We start from the raw sequence: 16,210 nt of genomic DNA, 5'->3' as shown, positions 1-16,210 counted from the left end.
GAAATGAACGGGATGGAGGAAGGGCGCCTCGTGCATGTCGTCGACGACGACGAGGCGATGCGCGATTCCCTGCAGTGGCTGCTCGAAGGCAGCGGCCATTGTGTGCGCACCTACGTCGATGCGGCGAGTTTCCTTGCTGCCGTCGGACCGCAGGACGGCGGCTGCGTGCTGCTCGACGTGCGCATGCCCGGCATGAGCGGACTGGAACTCTTCGATGAGTTGCGCCGGCGCGAGCTGCCGCTGGCGGTGATCTTCATCACCGGACACGGCGACATTCCCATGGCGGTACGCCTGTTGCGCAAGGGGGCAGTCGACTTCCTGGAAAAACCGTTTTCCGACGCACAGCTTCTCGATCGCATCGAGGAGGCGCTCGGGCGTTCACGCACCTTGCGCGAGCGGCAGCGCCGGCGCCAGGAGATCGAGCGGCGCCTCGCGAGCCTGTCGCAGCGCGAACGCGAAGTGCTCGCGCTCATCGTCGCGGGTCGCCTCAACAAGCAGGTTGCAGACGATCTGGGTATCTCGATCAAGACGGTGGAGGTCTATCGTGCCCGCGTGATGGAAAAGATGGCGAGCGATTCGCTCGCCGAACTGGTGCAGACGATGACCTGGTGGGAGGAAGAGCGTGTCCGCCCCTGGGGACAGCTCGAATAGAGGCCGCACCAGGCGGCGCTCAAGCCCGCACCGACCATTCGTTCAGCAGGCGCCGCGCCGCGCTCACCGTCTCGCTGGCAGTGATCCCGATCGGGCCGATCCCTTCTGCAACGAGCCGATCGGCCGCGGCGCCATGGAGGAATGGGCCGAAGCGCGCCGCCAGCGGTACCGGCCAGCCCTGGGCGAGCAGCGCCCCCAGCAGGCCGCTCAGTACGTCGCCCATGCCGGCGCTCGCCATGCCCGGATTCCCCGTGGGGTTGATCGCCCAGGCGCCGTCGGGGTCGGCCACGACCGAGCCGCAGCCCTTGAGCACGACATGCGCCCGGTAGCGCTGGGCGAGTTCCTGCGCGGCGGCGATGCGGTCGCGCTGCACGGCGGCCACCTCGGTACCGAGCAGTCGCGCGGCCTCCATGGGGTGGGGCGTGAGGATTGCCGGAATCGAGCGTGAGCGCAGGGACTCCTGCAATTCGGCGTCGACGGCCAGGCGATTGAGCCCGTCGGCGTCGAGCACGAGCGGCAGAGAGGAAGGCAGTAGCCGCGCGAGCTGGGCGCGGGCTTCGGCCGAGGCGCCCAAGCCCGGCCCGACGACGAGGACATCGACGCCGCGCTCGGGAATCGCGTTTCCCACCATCAACTCCGGATGCACTGGACTGAAGGAGAGGATGTTCGGGTCGAGCGCGCACAGGGTCACCTTGCCGGCGCCGGTGGCGAGCGCCGCGTGCCCCGCCAGGAAGGCCGCTCCGCTCATGCGCGGCGCGCCCCCCACCACCAGCACGTGGCCGAAACTGCCCTTGTGGGTGTTCTTGCGCCGCGGCCGCAGGTGGCCGGCGAAGGCGTCCAGCCCGAGCAAACGCCCCCGTCCCAGGTCGTGGCGTGAGGCATCGACTCCCAGCGCATCGACCATGACCACACCGGCCCGATCCGGGCCGTCGAGCGTGTGCAGACCTGGCTTGTCGGCGAGGAAGGTCAGGGTGGCGTTTGCCTCGAAACATGGCCCCGTGCAGCGCCCTGTGTCGGCATCGAGCCCGCTGGGGACGTCTACTGCCAGTTTGAACGCCGTCTGCCGCGAACCCCACCCGATCCATGAGGCGTAGGGCTCGCCGACGGGGCGGGCAAGGCCGATGCCGAAGAGGGCATCCACGATCGCTGCCGGCCGCTCGTCGAGCGCTTCCGGACCAGGAAGCACGGTGCCGCCAGCCGAGAGAAAGGCGGCGCGCGCCGCCGCGGCTTCGCCTTCCATGCGCGTCGCGTCGAAGCAGCCGATCACCACGGCGCGTCGTCCGAGGGCGAGCAGCCGACGTGCCGCCACGAACCCGTCCCCCCCGTTGTTGCCCGGTCCGCACAGGATGCACACCAAACCGCCCGGAGGGACGTGCGCGATCACCGAGCGGGCGATCGCCGCCCCGGCACGCTCCATCAGCGGCGGATCGGCCAAGGGGACTTCCACCGCCTCGATCGCTCGGATCTCCTTCAGACGGAGCAAGGGGCGGGAAGAAAGGGGCGCAATGAAAGGGGAAAAGGGCGCGAAAGGCATGATGCGACTCCTGGCTGGAGATCAAACCATGTTAGAATGAAAAACCGTTTTCTTCACCCACGAATGCAAGGAACTCGGATGGAAGTCGCCGAACAGACGCCCGCGCAACAACCCGCCAATCCGCTCGAACGTTCGCTCACGCTCAACATTCCCGTGGCCGACGTCGAGAAAGACGCCGAAAAGCGCCTCAAACGCATCGCACCCACCGTCAAGATGCCTGGGTTTCGTCCGGGCAAGGTGCCGATGCGCCTCGTCAAGCAGATGTATGGCAACGAAATGTGGACCGAAGCCGTGAGCGAGGCGATCGAGCGCACCTTCAACGAAGCCGTCGCCCGCGAAGGCTTGCGCGTGGCGGGCGGTTTCCGCATCGAACCCGCCGAATCGGCCGATGCGGCGATTCTCGCCTTCACGGCCCGCTTCGAAGTCTACCCCGAAGTCGAACCCGCCGATCTCTCCGGCCGCACGGTCGAACGTCCGCGGCTCGAGATCACCGAGGCCGAAATCGACAAGACCCTCGAGCGCCTGCGCAAGCAGCGCACCACGTACCACGAAGTCGACCGGCCGGCGCAGGAAGGCGATCGCGTCACCGTCTCTTATACCGCGCGCAAGGATGGCGAGGTGGTCGAGAACGGTCAAGTCGAAAACTTCCCCTTCGTCATCGGCGCTGGCGCTTTGCTCGAAGATATCGAGAAGGCGCCGATCGGCATGCGGGCTGGCGAAACCAAAACCTTCGAGGTAACCTTCCCTGAAGGCGAGGACAACAAGTTCGCCGGCCAGACGCTGCAGTTCGAGCTCACGGTGCATCGAGTCGAAGAGCCCGAATTGCCCGCGGTCGATGCCGACTTTGCCCGTGCGCTCGGCATCGAGGATGGCGACGTGCAAAAGTTGCGCGACGAGATCCGCGCCTCGCTCGAGCGCGAACTCAAGCAGCGCATCGACAACGAAGTAAAGAAACAGGTCTTCGATCTGCTGCTCTCCGCCCACGACTTCGCCGTGCCGAGCGCCCTCGTCGAGACCGAAGCCGAACAGCTCGTCGAGCGCATGCGGCGTGACCTGAGCATGCGCGGGTTCGACGCCGGCAAGCTCGAGCTCTCGCCGCAGCTCTTCGAAGAAGAGGCCCGCCGCCGCGTCAAGCTCGGCCTCGTCATCGGCGAGCTCGTCAAGCGCCATGAACTTCAGGCGAAACCGGAGCAGGTGCGCGCCCTCGTCGAAGAGGTGGCCGCCGAGTACGAGCACCCAGAGGTGATGGTCAATTGGTATTATTCCGATCCGGAGCGCCTGGTGTCGGTGGAAGCGGTGGCGATCGAGAACAACGTCGTGCAATGGGTGCTCGAGCAGGTTCAGGTGGTCGACAAGCCCGTCGAGTTCGACGAGTTCATGACGCAGCGCCCCGCCTGAAGATGGGCAAACCCGCGCGGCCGCGACGTTCGGCGGGCGAAGTTTGTTCGCCGCGCGAACCCGCCGCGCGTTTTCGCGTCAACTACAATTGAACGAATTCCTGCGTGAGGAACCATGAAACAATCCTTTGAGGCGAACACCCCGCTCGGGCTCGGCCTCGTGCCGATGGTGGTGGAGCAAAGCGGTCGCGGCGAGCGCGCCTACGACATCTACTCGCGCCTGCTCAAGGAGCGCGTCGTGTTCCTCGTCGGCCCTGTCGACGATGCGGTCGCGAGCCTCGTCGTCGCGCAGCTCCTCTTTCTCGAATCCGAGAACCCGGACAAGGACATCCACTTCTACATCAACTCGCCGGGCGGCTCGGTCACGGCCGGCATGGCCATCTACGACACCATGCAGTTCATCAAGCCCGACGTGAGCACCCTGTGCATCGGCCAGGCGGCGAGCATGGGCGCCTTCCTGCTCGCGGCAGGTGCCAGAGGCAAGCGCTACTGCCTGCCGAATTCCCGCGTGATGATCCACCAGCCCCTGGGTGGTTTTCAGGGACAGGCCACCGACATCGAGATCCACGCCCGCGAGATTCTCAAAATCAAGGCCAAGCTCAACGAGCTCCTGGCGTTTCACACCGGCAACGACGTCGAGCGCGTCGAGCGCGACACCGAGCGGGACAACTTCATGGACGCGGAAGAAGCCGTGAAGTATGGCCTGGTCGACAAGGTCCTGATCCGTCGCGAAGACATCTGAGGAACCATGGCGAAGAATAAACGCAGCGACAACGGCGAATTCTACTGTTCCTTCTGTGGCAAGAGCCAGCACGAGGTCAAGAAACTCATCGCCGGCCCGTCGGTGTACATCTGCAACGAGTGCATCGAGTTGTGCAACGACATCGTGCGTCAGGAGTTGGCGGAAGACCTGGGCGAAGGGGAAGGGCACACAGGGCACTTGCCAACGCCCAGGGAGCTCGTCGATTATCTCGACCAGTACGTCATCGGCCAGGACTACGCCAAGCGCGTGCTCTCGGTAGCGGTCTACAACCACTACAAGCGTCTGGCGCTCGCCGGCCGCGACGACGACGTGGAGATCGCCAAGAGCAACATCCTGCTCATCGGCCCTACCGGTTCGGGCAAGACCCTGCTCGCGCAGACCCTTGCGCGCAAGCTCGACGTGCCCTTTGCCATCGCCGACGCCACCACGCTCACCGAGGCAGGCTACGTGGGTGAAGACGTGGAGAACATCCTCGCCCGCCTGCTTCAAACCTGCGACTTCGACGTCGAGCGTGCCCAGCGGGGCATCGTCTTCATCGACGAGATCGACAAGATCACGCGCAAGTCCGAGAACCCCTCCATCACCCGCGACGTCTCCGGCGAAGGCGTGCAGCAGGCGCTCTTGAAGCTCATCGAAGGCACGGTGGCTTCCGTGCCGCCTCAAGGCGGGCGCAAGCACCCGAACCAGGACTTCATCCAGCTCGACACCACCAACATCCTCTTCATCTGCGGTGGCGCCTTCGAGGGGCTGGAGAAGATCGTCGAGCGGCGCACGGAAGCCGCCGGCATCGGGTTCGGCGCCACGGTCGCGAGCAAGAAAGAGCGCAAGAAATCCGAACTGCTGCGCCAGGTCGAACCCGACGATCTCGTGCGCTTCGGCTTGATTCCCGAGTTCGTCGGGCGTCTGCCGGTGATCGTGCCGCTCGAGGAGCTCGACGAAGAGGCGCTCATGCGCATCGCCACCGAGCCGAAGAATGCCCTCGTCAAGCAGTATCGCAAGCTCTTCGAGATGGAAGGCGTGGCGCTCGAATTCACCCCCGGCGCGATCCGGGCGATCGCCCGTAAAGCCATCGAACGGCGCACCGGCGCGCGCGGGCTGCGCTCCATCATGGAAGAGGTGTTGCTCGACCTGATGTTCGAGCTCCCCAACCTCAGCAGCGAAGGCGTGCACAAGATCCTCATCGAGGAATCCACCGTGACGCAGGGCACACCCCCCCTCAAGCTCAGCGGCGAAGAAGCCCGCGTCAGCGGCGCCAACTGAAGTTCGACGTTTCGTTTTTCTCTCTTCGGTGCGGGGCCGTTTCGGCCCCGCCGCCAATGTGCTTTTTTCTCCCCTTGATTTTTGCCGTTCAAGCTACCATATTGCACGGTAGCGATTCCTCGCCTCATCAGGATTTCCACTCATGACAGAGCTCATCCAAACCCAGGGGAAAACCCTCGAACACCTGCCGCTGCTGCCCTTGCGCGACGTGGTGGTGTTCCCGCACATGGTCATCCCGCTCTTCGTTGGGCGGCCCAAGTCCATCAAGGCGCTCGAGCGCGCCATGGAAAACGGCGGACGGCTCGTACTCGCCACGCAGAAAGACGCCGCCAAGGACGATCCCGGTCCCGACGACATTTTCACGCTCGGGTGCATCGCCCATGTGCTGCAGATGCTCAAGCTGCCCGACGGCACGGTCAAGGTGCTCATCGAAGGGCGGCAGCGCGCGCGCTTTGCACGCATTCTCGAAGAAGGCGACACCTTCGTCGCCCTGGCCGAGCCGCTGGAAACCCAGACCGGCGATGCCCGCGAGACCGAGGCCCTGCGCCGCTCGCTGCTCTCCGCTTTCGAAGAGTACGTCAAGCTCAACCAGAAGCTGCCGCAGGAGCTCGTCGCCTCGCTCGCCGCGCTCGAAGATCCCGAGCATCTCACCGACATCATCGCGGCCCATCTGCCGCTCAAGCTCGACAAGAAGCAGGAGCTGCTCGAGATCCTCGCCCTCGTGCCGCGCATGGAGCGGCTCTTGGCGCTGCTCGAGGCCGAGATCGACATTCTCGAAGTCGAGAAGCGCATCCGTAGCCGCGTCAAGCGGCAGATGGAAAAATCGCAGCGCGAGTTCTACCTCAACGAGCAGGTCAAGGCCATCCAGAAGGAACTCGGCGAAGGCGACGAACAGGCCGAGCTCGAAGAGCTCGAGAAGAAGATCAAGGCCGCGGGAATGCCCAAGGAGGTGCAGGAAAAGGCCGAGGCCGAACTCAAGAAGCTGCGCATGATGTCGCCCATGTCGGCCGAGGCCACGGTGGTGCGCAACTACCTCGACGTGCTCGTGAGCCTGCCCTGGAACAAGAAGACCAAGGTCACGCTCGATCTGGCCAAGGCGCAGAAAATCCTCGATGCCGATCACTACGGCCTGGAGAAAGTCAAGGAGCGGATCGTCGAATACCTGGCGGTACAAAAGCGCGTCGACGTCGTCAAAGCCCCCATCCTGTGCCTGGTCGGTCCTCCCGGCGTGGGCAAGACCTCGCTCGGCCAGTCGATGGCACGCGCCACCGGGCGCAAGTTCGTGCGCATGGCCCTGGGTGGGGTGCGGGATGAAGCCGAAATCCGCGGCCATCGGCGCACCTACATCGGCGCCATGCCGGGGCGCATCATCCAGAGCCTCATCAAGGTCGGCGTGAAAAACCCGCTCTTCCTGCTCGACGAAGTCGACAAGATCGGCATGGATTTCCGCGGCGATCCGAGTTCGGCGCTCCTGGAAGTGCTCGACCCCGAACAGAACCACGCCTTCCAGGACCACTACGTCGAGGTCGATTTCGACCTCTCGGAAGTGATGTTCGTGGCCACGGCGAACACGCTCAACATCCCGGCGCCGCTTTTGGACCGCATGGAGGTGATCCGGCTCTCCGGCTACACCGAGGACGAGAAGATCGCCATCGCCGAGCGCTATCTGCTGCCCAAGCAGATGAAGCTCAACGGCGTGAAGAAGAACGAGCTCAGCGTCACCACCGCGGCGATCCGCGACATCGTGCGCTACTACACGCGGGAAGCCGGCGTGCGCAGCCTCGAGCGAGAGATCTCCAAGATCTGCCGCAAGGTGGTCAAGGGCATTCTGCTCAAGGCGCTGAAGGCTCCGGTGACGGTGGATGCGGGCGATCTCGAGACCTATCTCGGCGTGCGCAAGTACACCTTCGGCGTGGCCGAGAAAGAGAACCAGGTGGGGCAGGTCACCGGACTTGCCTGGACCGAAGTGGGCGGCGAACTCCTCACCGTGGAAGCGGCGGTGATGCCGGGCAAAGGCAAGGTCATCACCACGGGCAAGCTCGGCGAGGTCATGCAGGAATCCATCCAGGCGGCCATTACCGTGGTGCGCAAGCGCGCGCGCAAGCTCGGCATCCCGGAGGATTTCTACGAGAAGACCGACGTGCACGTGCACCTGCCCGAAGGCGCGATCCCCAAAGACGGTCCTTCGGCGGGGATTGCCATCACCACGGCGCTCGTCTCCGCGCTCACCGAGATTCCGGTGCGCTGCGACGTGGCCATGACCGGCGAGATCACCCTGCGGGGGGAAGTGCTGGCGATCGGCGGGCTCAAGGAGAAGCTCCTTGCCGCCGTGCGCGGCGGCATCCGCAAGGTGCTCATTCCCGAGGAGAACGTCAAGGATCTGGCCGAGATCCCTGACAACGTGAAGAACGCCGTGGAGATCATCCCCGTGCGCTGGATCGAGCAGGTGCTCGAGCTCGCCCTCGAACGCAAGCCCGAGCCGCTCGCGCCGGCAAGTGAGCCGCCTGTGGCCACGGTCGCGGTTACGGCGACCGCCGCGGGCACGGGGGCAGCCGAACTGCCGCACTGAGCCCGCGGCGTTTGCCAGGAAGCGCCGGTGATGGTACCATTGCCGGCGCTCGAGGCGGGTGCTTAGCTCAGTTGGTAGAGCGTCGCCCTTACAAGGCGAATGTCGGCGGTTCGAGTCCGTCAGCACCCACCATGCTCCTACCCCGCCATGCTATCATTGAACGATTGGTACATGAGAGGGCTGGCGCGATGGTGCAGCCATCGTTTCTGGGGCGGAACGTGGAGATGCTGGAACACGCCATCGCGGCCAAACTCGCCGTGCTGGGGCTGGATCCGACGAACGCGCAGCAGATGCGCGATCTCGCCCGAGAAGCGCTCGACACCGATCCGCAAAAAATCTCCCAGCATTTCTATGCGTCTTCGCTCGAGCCGCGCGTGCGCGCCGAGCTCTTGGGGCTCATCGCCCTCATGTTCCAGACCATGGCCTCCGCAGCGAACATGGGGGAGGAGCTGCACGGCGGCCCCGTGTGGAAGGCCGTGGCGCGGGCGATCTACGAAGAAGCCGAGGCCCGCGGGCTCCTTCCCGCAAAAGGGGCGTGAATGCGGTCCGATCCTGCCTCGTCTCCTGCTCGACTCGAGACGCGCCTGCGGCTCGCCCTGGAAGCGGCCGGACTGGCGACGTGGGATCTGGATTTCGTGCATGAAACGACCTGGCTCGATGCCCAGTGGAGCCGTTGGATGGGTTTGGGCAATGAGCCCGTCCGCTTGAGTTTTGCCCAATGGCGTTCCTTCGTCCATCCCGACGACTGGCCCCGGGTTCGCTCGGCCCTCATCGATCTGCTCAAAGGAAAAACTGCTATTTATCAGCAGCGTTACCGTATTCGGACACCGGATGGCCGCATCCTGTGGCTCGAAGATCGTGGCCAGGTATGTGACCGCGATCCTACGACGGGGCGCGCGTTGCGTGCGATCGGTGTGTCGCGTGACGTGACCCAGGAAGAAGAAAAAATCCAGCGAGATCGCCTCTTGACCGCAGCGCTGCGCCATGCGCCGGTAGGCATCATGATCGCGGCGGCCGACGGTACCGTCGAATGGGTCAATCCGGCTCTCGAGCAGATCACCGGTTATCGTGCCGATCAGCTGATCGGTACGCGTGCTGGATATTTGTTACACAGCGGCTTACAACCAGAATCGTTTTATCGGGAATTATGGGAGACGATTTCCCAAGGAGCGGTTTGGCAGGGACGGATGGTGAACAAGACGGCGACGGGGGAGTTGCGTTACCACGACGTGACCATCGCCCCCGTCACCGACAACGAGGGGCGGCCTGTGCACTACATCGCCACCTACCGCGACGTCACCGAGCAGGTGCTGCTCGAAGAGCGGCTCGAACGCATGGCCATGACCGATCCCCTCACCGAGCTGCCCAACCGCCGCGCTTTTCTCGAGGCAATGCAAAAGGAGTTCCAGCGCGTCGTTCGTTCCGGATTCACGATCGATTCCTCCTTTTGCCTCCTCGATCTCGATCACTTCAAACGAATCAACGATACCCTGGGCCATGCTGCGGGCGACGCCGTGCTGCGTCATTTCGCCCACACGGTTCGGCAATCCCTGCGTCAGATGGACGTCTGTGGCCGCCTGGGGGGAGAGGAGTTCGGCATCCTGTTGCCGCAAACCGACGATCGGGCGGCCGCAGCGGCAATCGAACGGCTGCTGCGCACCATTCGCCAAAGCGTCGTCGTCTTCAATGGCCATGCGATCCGCTATACGGTGAGCGCCGGCGGCACGTCGTTCTCGATCAGCGATCGCACGATCGACGACGTGTTCGCACGTGCCGACCGGGCGCTCTATCAAGCCAAAGAGAACGGACGGGACCACTTGGTTTGGATCGCTCCGGAAGATCAGTAACTTGTCATTGCCACGAATAGAGGGGAATTCAATGGATTTGTGCGTGATCGGGACCGGCTACGTCGGCCTCGTGACTGGGGCGTGTTTTGCCGAGATGGGCAACGAGGTGTGGTGCGTCGATGTCGATGCGGCCAAGATCGAGGGGCTGAAAGCCGGGAAGTTGCCCATCTACGAGCCGGGGCTCGACGAGATCGTGGTCCGCAATTACCGCGAGGGGCGGCTGCGTTTCACCACCGATCTGGGCGAGGCGATGGCCGAGTGCGATGTGCTCTTCATCGCCGTGGGCACGCCACCGCTCGAAGACGGCTCGGCCGACCTGCAGCACGTGCTCACGGTGGCGCGCGACATCGGCCGGCGGCTTACGCGCTACAGCGTGATCGTCGACAAATCCACGGTTCCGGTGGGAACCGCCGAGCGGGTGCGCCGTGCGATCCAGGCAGAGCTCGATGCACGTGGCGTGTCGATCCCGTTCGATGTCGTCTCCAACCCCGAATTCCTCAAGGAAGGCGCTGCGGTCGAAGATTTCATGCGCCCGGACCGCATCATCGTCGGTACGGATTCGGAAGCGGCGCGCGAGCGCATGGCCGAGCTCTACGCCCCCTTCAACCGCAGCCATCAGCGCGTCATTTACATGGGCGTGCGCGACGCCGAGATGACGAAATACGCCGCCAACGCCATGCTCGCCACCAAGATCTCATTCATGAACGAGATCGCGGCGCTGTGCGAGCGCTATGGCGTCGATGTCGAAAACGTCCGCTTGGGCATCGGCTCGGATCAGCGCATCGGCTACCACTTCATCTATCCGGGCTGCGGCTACGGCGGCTCGTGTTTTCCCAAGGACGTCAAGGCGCTCATCGCCATGGCACAGGCGGCCGGCGTTGAACCGGAGGTGCTCACGGCGGTGGAAGAGCGCAACGCGAAGCAGAAGCGCGTGCTGGAAGAAAAGATCGTCGCGCGTTTCGGCGAAGACCTCACCGGACGGACTTTCGGCGTGTGGGGGCTCGCCTTCAAGCCGGGGACCGACGACATGCGCGAAGCGCCTTCCATCCCGCTCATCGAGGGCCTGATCGGGCGCGGTGCCACCGTGCGCGCCTACGATCCGGTCGCGATGGACAACGCGCGGCGAGTGTTCCCGGCGCAATGGTTCGACGAAGGCCGTCTCGTCTTCACCCGTCACCAGTACGACGCGCTCGACGGAGCCGACGCCATGGTGCTGGTGACCGAATGGAAGCCTTTCCGCCATCCCGACTTCGGGGCGATCAAGCGGCTTCTGAAAACGCCGCAGATCTTCGACGGGCGCAACCAGTACGACCCGCAGCAGCTCGAGCGGCTGGGGTTTGCCTATGTCGGCATCGGGCGGGCGAACGCGCTGGCAGAGCAGGGGGCGATTGCGGCCTGAGCGGCTGGAAGAGGGCGGGGCGGTCGCGCCCTGAAGCTTCGATGCCGCCCCGTCCCCTTCGGGTTGGGAGCGGCAGGCTCAGGCGGCCGCGAGCGCCTGATCGAGATCGGCGATGAGATCGTCGACGTGCTCGATGCCTACCGACAGGCGGATCATGTCTTCGCTCACGCCGGCTTTCTCCAGTTCTTCCTTGCTCAATTGCCGGTGGGTGGTGGAGGCCGGGTGGCAGGCGAGCGTCTTCGCATCGCCGATGTTCACGAGCCGGGTCACCAGCTTGAGCGCATCCTGGAATCGCGCCCCGGCCTCGCGGCCGCCCTTGACGCCAAACGTGAGGATGCCGGACGCGCGTCCGCCGAGGTATTTCTGCACCAGGGCGTGATCGGGATGATCTGGCAGGCCGGCGTAATTGACCCAGCTCACTTTGGGGTGGGTGCGCAGGAAGTGGGCGATGCGCACGGCGTTGTCGCAGATGCGATCCATGCGTAGCGGCAGGGTCTCGATCCCTTGCAGGATGAGAAAGGCGTTGAAGGGGCTCAGCGCCGCGCCCATGTTGCGCAGCGGCACCACGCGCGCCCGGGCGATGTAGGCCGCAGCGCCGAAGGTTTCCGTGTAGCTCACGCCGTGATAAGACGGATCGGGCTCGACGAGCACGCGAAAACGTTCCTTGTGCTCGGCCCAGGGAAACTTGCCGCTGTCGACGATCACCCCGCCGATGGAATTCCCGTGTCCGCCGAGGTATTTGGTGAGCGAATGCACCACGATGTCGGCGCCGTGCTCGAAAGGGCGGCACAGGTAAGGGGAGGGGACGGTGTTGTCGACGATGAGCGGGATGCCGTGCTCGTGGGCGATCGCCGCGAGCCGCTCGAAGTCGGTGATGTTGCCCAAGGGATTGCCGATCGATTCGCAGAAGATCGCCTTGGTCTTGCCGTCGATGAGCCGCGCGAAGGAGGCGGGGTCGCGGTGGTCGGCGAAGCGGATCTCGATGCCGTATCTGGGCAGCGTATGGGCGAAGAGGTTGTAGGTGCCGCCGTAGAGGGTGGCCGAACTCACCACGTTGTCGCCGGCTTGGGCGATCGTCTGGATGGCGTAGGTGATGGCAGCCATGCCCGAGGCGAGCGACAGGCCCGCGATACCGCCTTCCATGGCGGCGACGCGCTTTTCCAGCACGTCGCAGGTCGGGTTCATCATGCGGGTATAGATGTTGCCCGGCACCTTGAGGTCGAAGAGATCGGCGCCGTGCTGCGTGTCGTCGAAGGCGTAGGACGTGGTCTGGTAGATGGGCACCGCCACGGCCTTGGTGGTCGGGTCGGGCGTGTAGCCGCCGTGGACGGCGATCGTCTCGATGCGCATGGAGGGGCTCCTGTCGGATGAGTCGCGAAAAATGAATCGCGAAAATATAGCACGACGGCCAGGGTCGCACAGGGGAAGGAAGGAATGTCGTTATTCGCACGCGAAGAATTTCAATTTACGGACTTGCTGGCGTTCAAACCAACCAGCAAACCTCCAGCCTCACGACCTCACTCGCCGCGGTTTCCCCACGGCATCACGGGAACCGTCGATAAGCTATTGAAAGGCGAGCCTTCGATGACTTTCCTGCTGATCGCAAGATATACCAATGTATTGTTTTTTTCATCCCACAGACGAACCACGCGCGTCTCTTTGAAGAGCAGCGATGTGTCCTCGGAAAATACCGTCTCTTCTTTGGGCAGGCGCGGCGGCAATACGATCGGACCCGTCTGCCGGCAGGCCAAGGAAAACTGTGACGGATCTTGCGCCACGCCGAACGCCCCGGAAATGCCTCCTGTCTTGGCCTGGCTGACGTGGCAGGTCACCCCTTGCACCTTGGGGTCGTGAAAAGCCTCGACGCAGACCTTGTGGTTTGCACCGATGAGCTTCCATGCGGTGGTGACGCAACCGATTTCTTCTGCGTTGGCGAGCAGGGGGCCGCCGAACAGGCAGATCACGAAAACAGCGGCTGACTTGAGGTTCATCTGAGTCTCCCGAGGATATTTTACATAATACAAATTATCACGCTTTTACTTCAGGGGAGCAAGAAAGAGCACCTCGGGTACCGGCGTACCCGCTAGACGGGCCTTCTTGCCCAGCGCCGCGACATGGCGCAAGGTAGCGCGCTGCTCTTCATGACCGAGGAACTCTTGCACCTCTTCGAGACTATAGCGGCCGCACGTCAAGGCCAAACGTGCGAAGGTGTTACGCAAAAGGTTTGCTCCCGTCTGCTCGTGTGTTTCCGTCAGGGGGCCTAGCCAAAGATTGACGCGGCGAAAAAGCCCCGATACGGAAAAAGCGGAACCTTGACGTGTGGCGGGACAAAAGACGTTTCCCGGAATGGATGAGGCCTTGCGCTCGATCTGCCACTCGTCGATCCAGGTCCGCCAAGGTCCTTCCGGCAAAACGAGCGTCCGATGCGCCCGATGGACGCTGTTTGGCCGCACCTCGATTTCGTACAGGGGCGAAACATCTCCCACGCGAAGCCCGATCAATTCGTTTGCACGTAGACCGGCACCGAGCAGCAAACCTGCCGCCGCCCGGTCTCTCTTGCCGCGCCAACCCGGCAAGGCTTCGAGCCGTTCGATGACGGCGGCGAGCTCCGTTTCATCCAGGCTTTCGGGATCGTCGGGATCCAAGATTTTCTCTTTTGCGAGTTCCTCTCGCAAAGGATGTACTCCTGGCCAACCAATACGGGATAGATAACGATACACGCGATCGAGAAGCTGGAGATACCTTCGGCGTGATATGGCTTCGAGCTCATGAGCGGCGAAAATTTTTGCCGCATCCTTGGGAGAAGCCTCGAGCAACCCAACCCCTTCACTTTCGAGCGCATCGAGCCACCAAGAAAAAATCGCCACATAGGTTTTCGTTGAGCTGCGTCGAAACTGCCGATCATGGACGATGCGTTGTTGTGATAACCAATCGAGGAAACTTTCACGTGGAGCTTCTTGCCACGAGCGCAGATCATCCGCAGGCCAAAAAGTACCATTACGCGTGGGCAACGCAATAGGGGCCGTTTTTCTCATAGGGCCCTACTCCATGTGATTCTTGGCAAGAGTATATTGTAGCAAAAATTTCAATTTACCAACTGTAAGCCCCTTTTTGACTGTTGAAGTTATTTGCTGACTTTTGTGGATTCTAGCTATTTCTATTGCAGTTCAGTCGATGGTGCGAGTTTTTTATGGTTTTCGTCTCCTTTGTCCGTAAATTGAAATTTAATTTTCGAGACGGTCGCAGGTCCGGGTCTGGAACTCCTGATAATCAGCTTGGGGGCGTTTTGGTCCGAAAACGCAGCGACCCAAGCACTGCCACGATCAACACGATCGATACGAGCGGCACTTCTCCGCCAAGACGTACGAAGGGGGTAAGACCCTCCCTGCCCTGCACCGTCATGTCCAGCGTACCTTCCTGCCATTCGGGCAAAGCCGAGAGCACTCGACCATCGGCGTCGAACCCTACGCTCACGCCCGTATTCGTCGCCTGAACCCAGGGACGGGCGGTCTCCAACGCCCGCACCCGACCGATCTGGGCGTGCTGGGCTTGCGCGGCGCTGCGGTCGTACCAGGCGAGATTGGAGAGATTGAGTAGCCAGGTGGCACCTGCGCGCACATCACCGGCGATCAGGTCGGCGAAGGCGCTCTCATAGCAGATATTGACTGCCGCTGCGCTCTCGCCCACGCGCAGCATGGCTTGTCGCGCAGCCCCCGGTCCTTGGTCCGACATGGGAATCGACAGGGCGCGGAAAAACCAGCCGAAGAGCGGCGGCGAGTATTCGCCAAACGGAACCAGGTGGCGTTTGTGATAGGAAAAGGGCGCGGCCCTGCCCTGCGCCAGCGCCGAATTGTGGATGACACCTGCCGCGTCGCGCGTGAAAGCGCCATAGAGCACGGTACGATCCTCGCCCAAGACCTGCGCCACGAGGCTGCGCCACTCGTCGGGAATCTGGGCGTCGAGCAGCGGCAGAGAGGTTTCTGGCAGCACCACCAGCGTGCCGCGCGTCTGCGCGAGCAGCTCGGCCTGGCGCCAAAGGTGGCGCCCCAGCAGCGCCCCGTCCCATTTCTGATCCTGGGGAATCGCCGGCTGCACCAGGCTCAGCGCAAGCGGCGCCCCTGCAGGCCGGGACCATTCCACGCCGCGCAGGGCGCCGCCGAGTGCGGCCATGATGGCCACGAACGGCAGCCAGCGCCGCCAGGATAGGCCGAAGGCGATGAGCCCGGCAAGGACGAAGAGCAGGAAACCCACCCCCAGCGCTCCGACGAGCGGATAGAATCCTGCCAAGGGGCTGGGCGGTGTCTGGCTCAGGCCGGGAGTGAGCCAGGGAAAGCCGGAGAAGGCCCAGCCGCGCGCCCATTCGGCGGCCGTGAAGACCGCCGCCGTAAAAAACGCCCGGCGGAAAGCGCTTCCTGACGGAGCCCAGCGCACGGCCAGTCCCGCCGCCAAGGCCCACCACGCGGCAAGGTAGGCGGCAAAGAGCGACACCGCTGCCCAGGCGGCCGGCCAGGGAAGCCCGCCATAGCGTGCGAGCGCCACCGACAGCCACCCTACCCCCACGAGAAAATACGGCCAGACCCAGAGAAAGGCCGCGACCATGGCCTGTCGCGGACTGGCATGCACCAACGCGAAAAAGAGGGGCAGAAGCGCAACGGGCAACCACCAGAACGCCTCGGTCGGAGCGAAGGCCAAAGGGGCGCTCGCTCCGGCAGCGGCGATCAGGATCCCCCCTGCCCAAGGCGGCAGAGAATGGCCGCGCAGGGTCAGAGGCGGCAGCCAGGCGGCCATCC

13 protein-coding genes and 1 tRNA gene are annotated in these 16,210 nt (G+C 63.6%); 9 read left to right on the top strand and 5 right to left on the bottom strand.

Annotated elements, in window-relative coordinates:
- Positions 1 to 3: 3 nt before the first annotated feature.
- The gene (locus tag EPD82_RS05285) at positions 4 to 651 is read left to right on the top strand and encodes a response regulator transcription factor (protein WP_088178275.1); all 648 of its coding nucleotides are present in this window, start codon (positions 4 to 6) and stop codon (positions 649 to 651) included.
- 19 nt (positions 652 to 670) lie between these two features.
- Here EPD82_RS05285 and EPD82_RS05280 read toward each other — a convergent pair whose 3' ends face one another.
- Complete coding sequence (locus EPD82_RS05280) at positions 671 to 2,185, bottom strand: NAD(P)H-hydrate dehydratase (RefSeq protein WP_141055988.1); 1,515 nt, start codon at positions 2,183 to 2,185, stop codon at positions 671 to 673.
- A gap of 78 nt (positions 2,186 to 2,263) precedes the next feature.
- Here EPD82_RS05280 and tig point away from each other — a divergent pair, with 78 nt between their 5' ends.
- From tig to EPD82_RS05240, 8 genes are all read left to right on the top strand, one after another.
- Positions 2,264 to 3,583: a trigger factor gene (gene tig, locus EPD82_RS05275; RefSeq protein WP_055423586.1), complete on the top strand. Its 1,320-nt coding sequence runs from the start codon at positions 2,264 to 2,266 to the stop codon at positions 3,581 to 3,583.
- A gap of 114 nt (positions 3,584 to 3,697) precedes the next feature.
- The gene (gene clpP / locus EPD82_RS05270; protein WP_055423587.1) at positions 3,698 to 4,324 is read left to right on the top strand and encodes an ATP-dependent Clp endopeptidase proteolytic subunit ClpP; all 627 of its coding nucleotides are present in this window, start codon (positions 3,698 to 3,700) and stop codon (positions 4,322 to 4,324) included.
- A gap of 6 nt (positions 4,325 to 4,330) precedes the next feature.
- Complete coding sequence (gene clpX / locus EPD82_RS05265) at positions 4,331 to 5,605, top strand: ATP-dependent Clp protease ATP-binding subunit ClpX (RefSeq protein WP_141055985.1); 1,275 nt, start codon at positions 4,331 to 4,333, stop codon at positions 5,603 to 5,605.
- Positions 5,606 to 5,747: 142 nt separating this feature from the next.
- Positions 5,748 to 8,174 (top strand): endopeptidase La, encoded by a 2,427-nt coding sequence (gene lon, locus EPD82_RS05260; RefSeq protein WP_055423589.1) that lies wholly within the window; start codon positions 5,748 to 5,750, stop codon positions 8,172 to 8,174.
- Between the two features lie 56 nt (positions 8,175 to 8,230).
- Positions 8,231 to 8,306: transfer RNA gene (locus EPD82_RS05255), tRNA-Val, on the top strand.
- Positions 8,307 to 8,398: 92 nt separating this feature from the next.
- A complete protein-coding gene (locus tag EPD82_RS05250) occupies positions 8,399 to 8,713 on the top strand; it encodes a hypothetical protein (RefSeq protein WP_141654653.1) in 315 nt (104 codons plus the stop codon).
- On the top strand, positions 8,714 to 10,021 hold the full coding sequence (locus EPD82_RS05245; RefSeq protein WP_141055983.1) for a sensor domain-containing diguanylate cyclase: 1,308 nt from the start codon (positions 8,714 to 8,716) through the stop codon (positions 10,019 to 10,021).
- Between the two features lie 31 nt (positions 10,022 to 10,052).
- Entirely contained in the window at positions 10,053 to 11,420 is a 1,368-nt protein-coding gene (locus tag EPD82_RS05240; RefSeq protein WP_141055981.1) for a UDP-glucose dehydrogenase family protein, read from the top strand.
- Between the two features lie 78 nt (positions 11,421 to 11,498).
- Here the strand turns inward: EPD82_RS05240 and EPD82_RS05235 are convergent, their stop codons facing one another.
- From EPD82_RS05235 to lnt, 4 genes are all read right to left on the bottom strand, one after another.
- Positions 11,499 to 12,770, bottom strand: a complete 1,272-nt coding sequence (locus tag EPD82_RS05235; RefSeq protein ID WP_141055979.1) for a bifunctional O-acetylhomoserine aminocarboxypropyltransferase/cysteine synthase — start codon at positions 12,768 to 12,770, stop codon at positions 11,499 to 11,501.
- Between the two features lie 167 nt (positions 12,771 to 12,937).
- Positions 12,938 to 13,411 carry a CreA family protein gene (locus EPD82_RS05230; RefSeq protein WP_141055977.1) on the bottom strand — a complete coding sequence of 158 codons (474 nt, stop codon included), beginning with the start codon at positions 13,409 to 13,411 and terminating at the stop codon, positions 12,938 to 12,940.
- A gap of 45 nt (positions 13,412 to 13,456) precedes the next feature.
- Complete coding sequence (locus EPD82_RS05225; RefSeq protein ID WP_141055975.1) at positions 13,457 to 14,455, bottom strand: tyrosine-type recombinase/integrase; 999 nt, start codon at positions 14,453 to 14,455, stop codon at positions 13,457 to 13,459.
- A 235-nt stretch (positions 14,456 to 14,690) separates the two neighbouring features.
- The gene (gene lnt / locus EPD82_RS05220; RefSeq protein WP_055423596.1) at positions 14,691 to 16,208 is read right to left on the bottom strand and encodes an apolipoprotein N-acyltransferase; all 1,518 of its coding nucleotides are present in this window, start codon (positions 16,206 to 16,208) and stop codon (positions 14,691 to 14,693) included.
- Positions 16,209 to 16,210: the final 2 nt, after the last annotated feature.

Source organism: Tepidiphilus succinatimandens (assembly GCF_006503695.1).
In the GTDB taxonomy this organism is placed as follows: domain Bacteria; phylum Pseudomonadota; class Gammaproteobacteria; order Burkholderiales; family Rhodocyclaceae; genus Tepidiphilus; species Tepidiphilus succinatimandens.
This window is presented reverse-complemented; position numbering and strand designations above follow the sequence as displayed.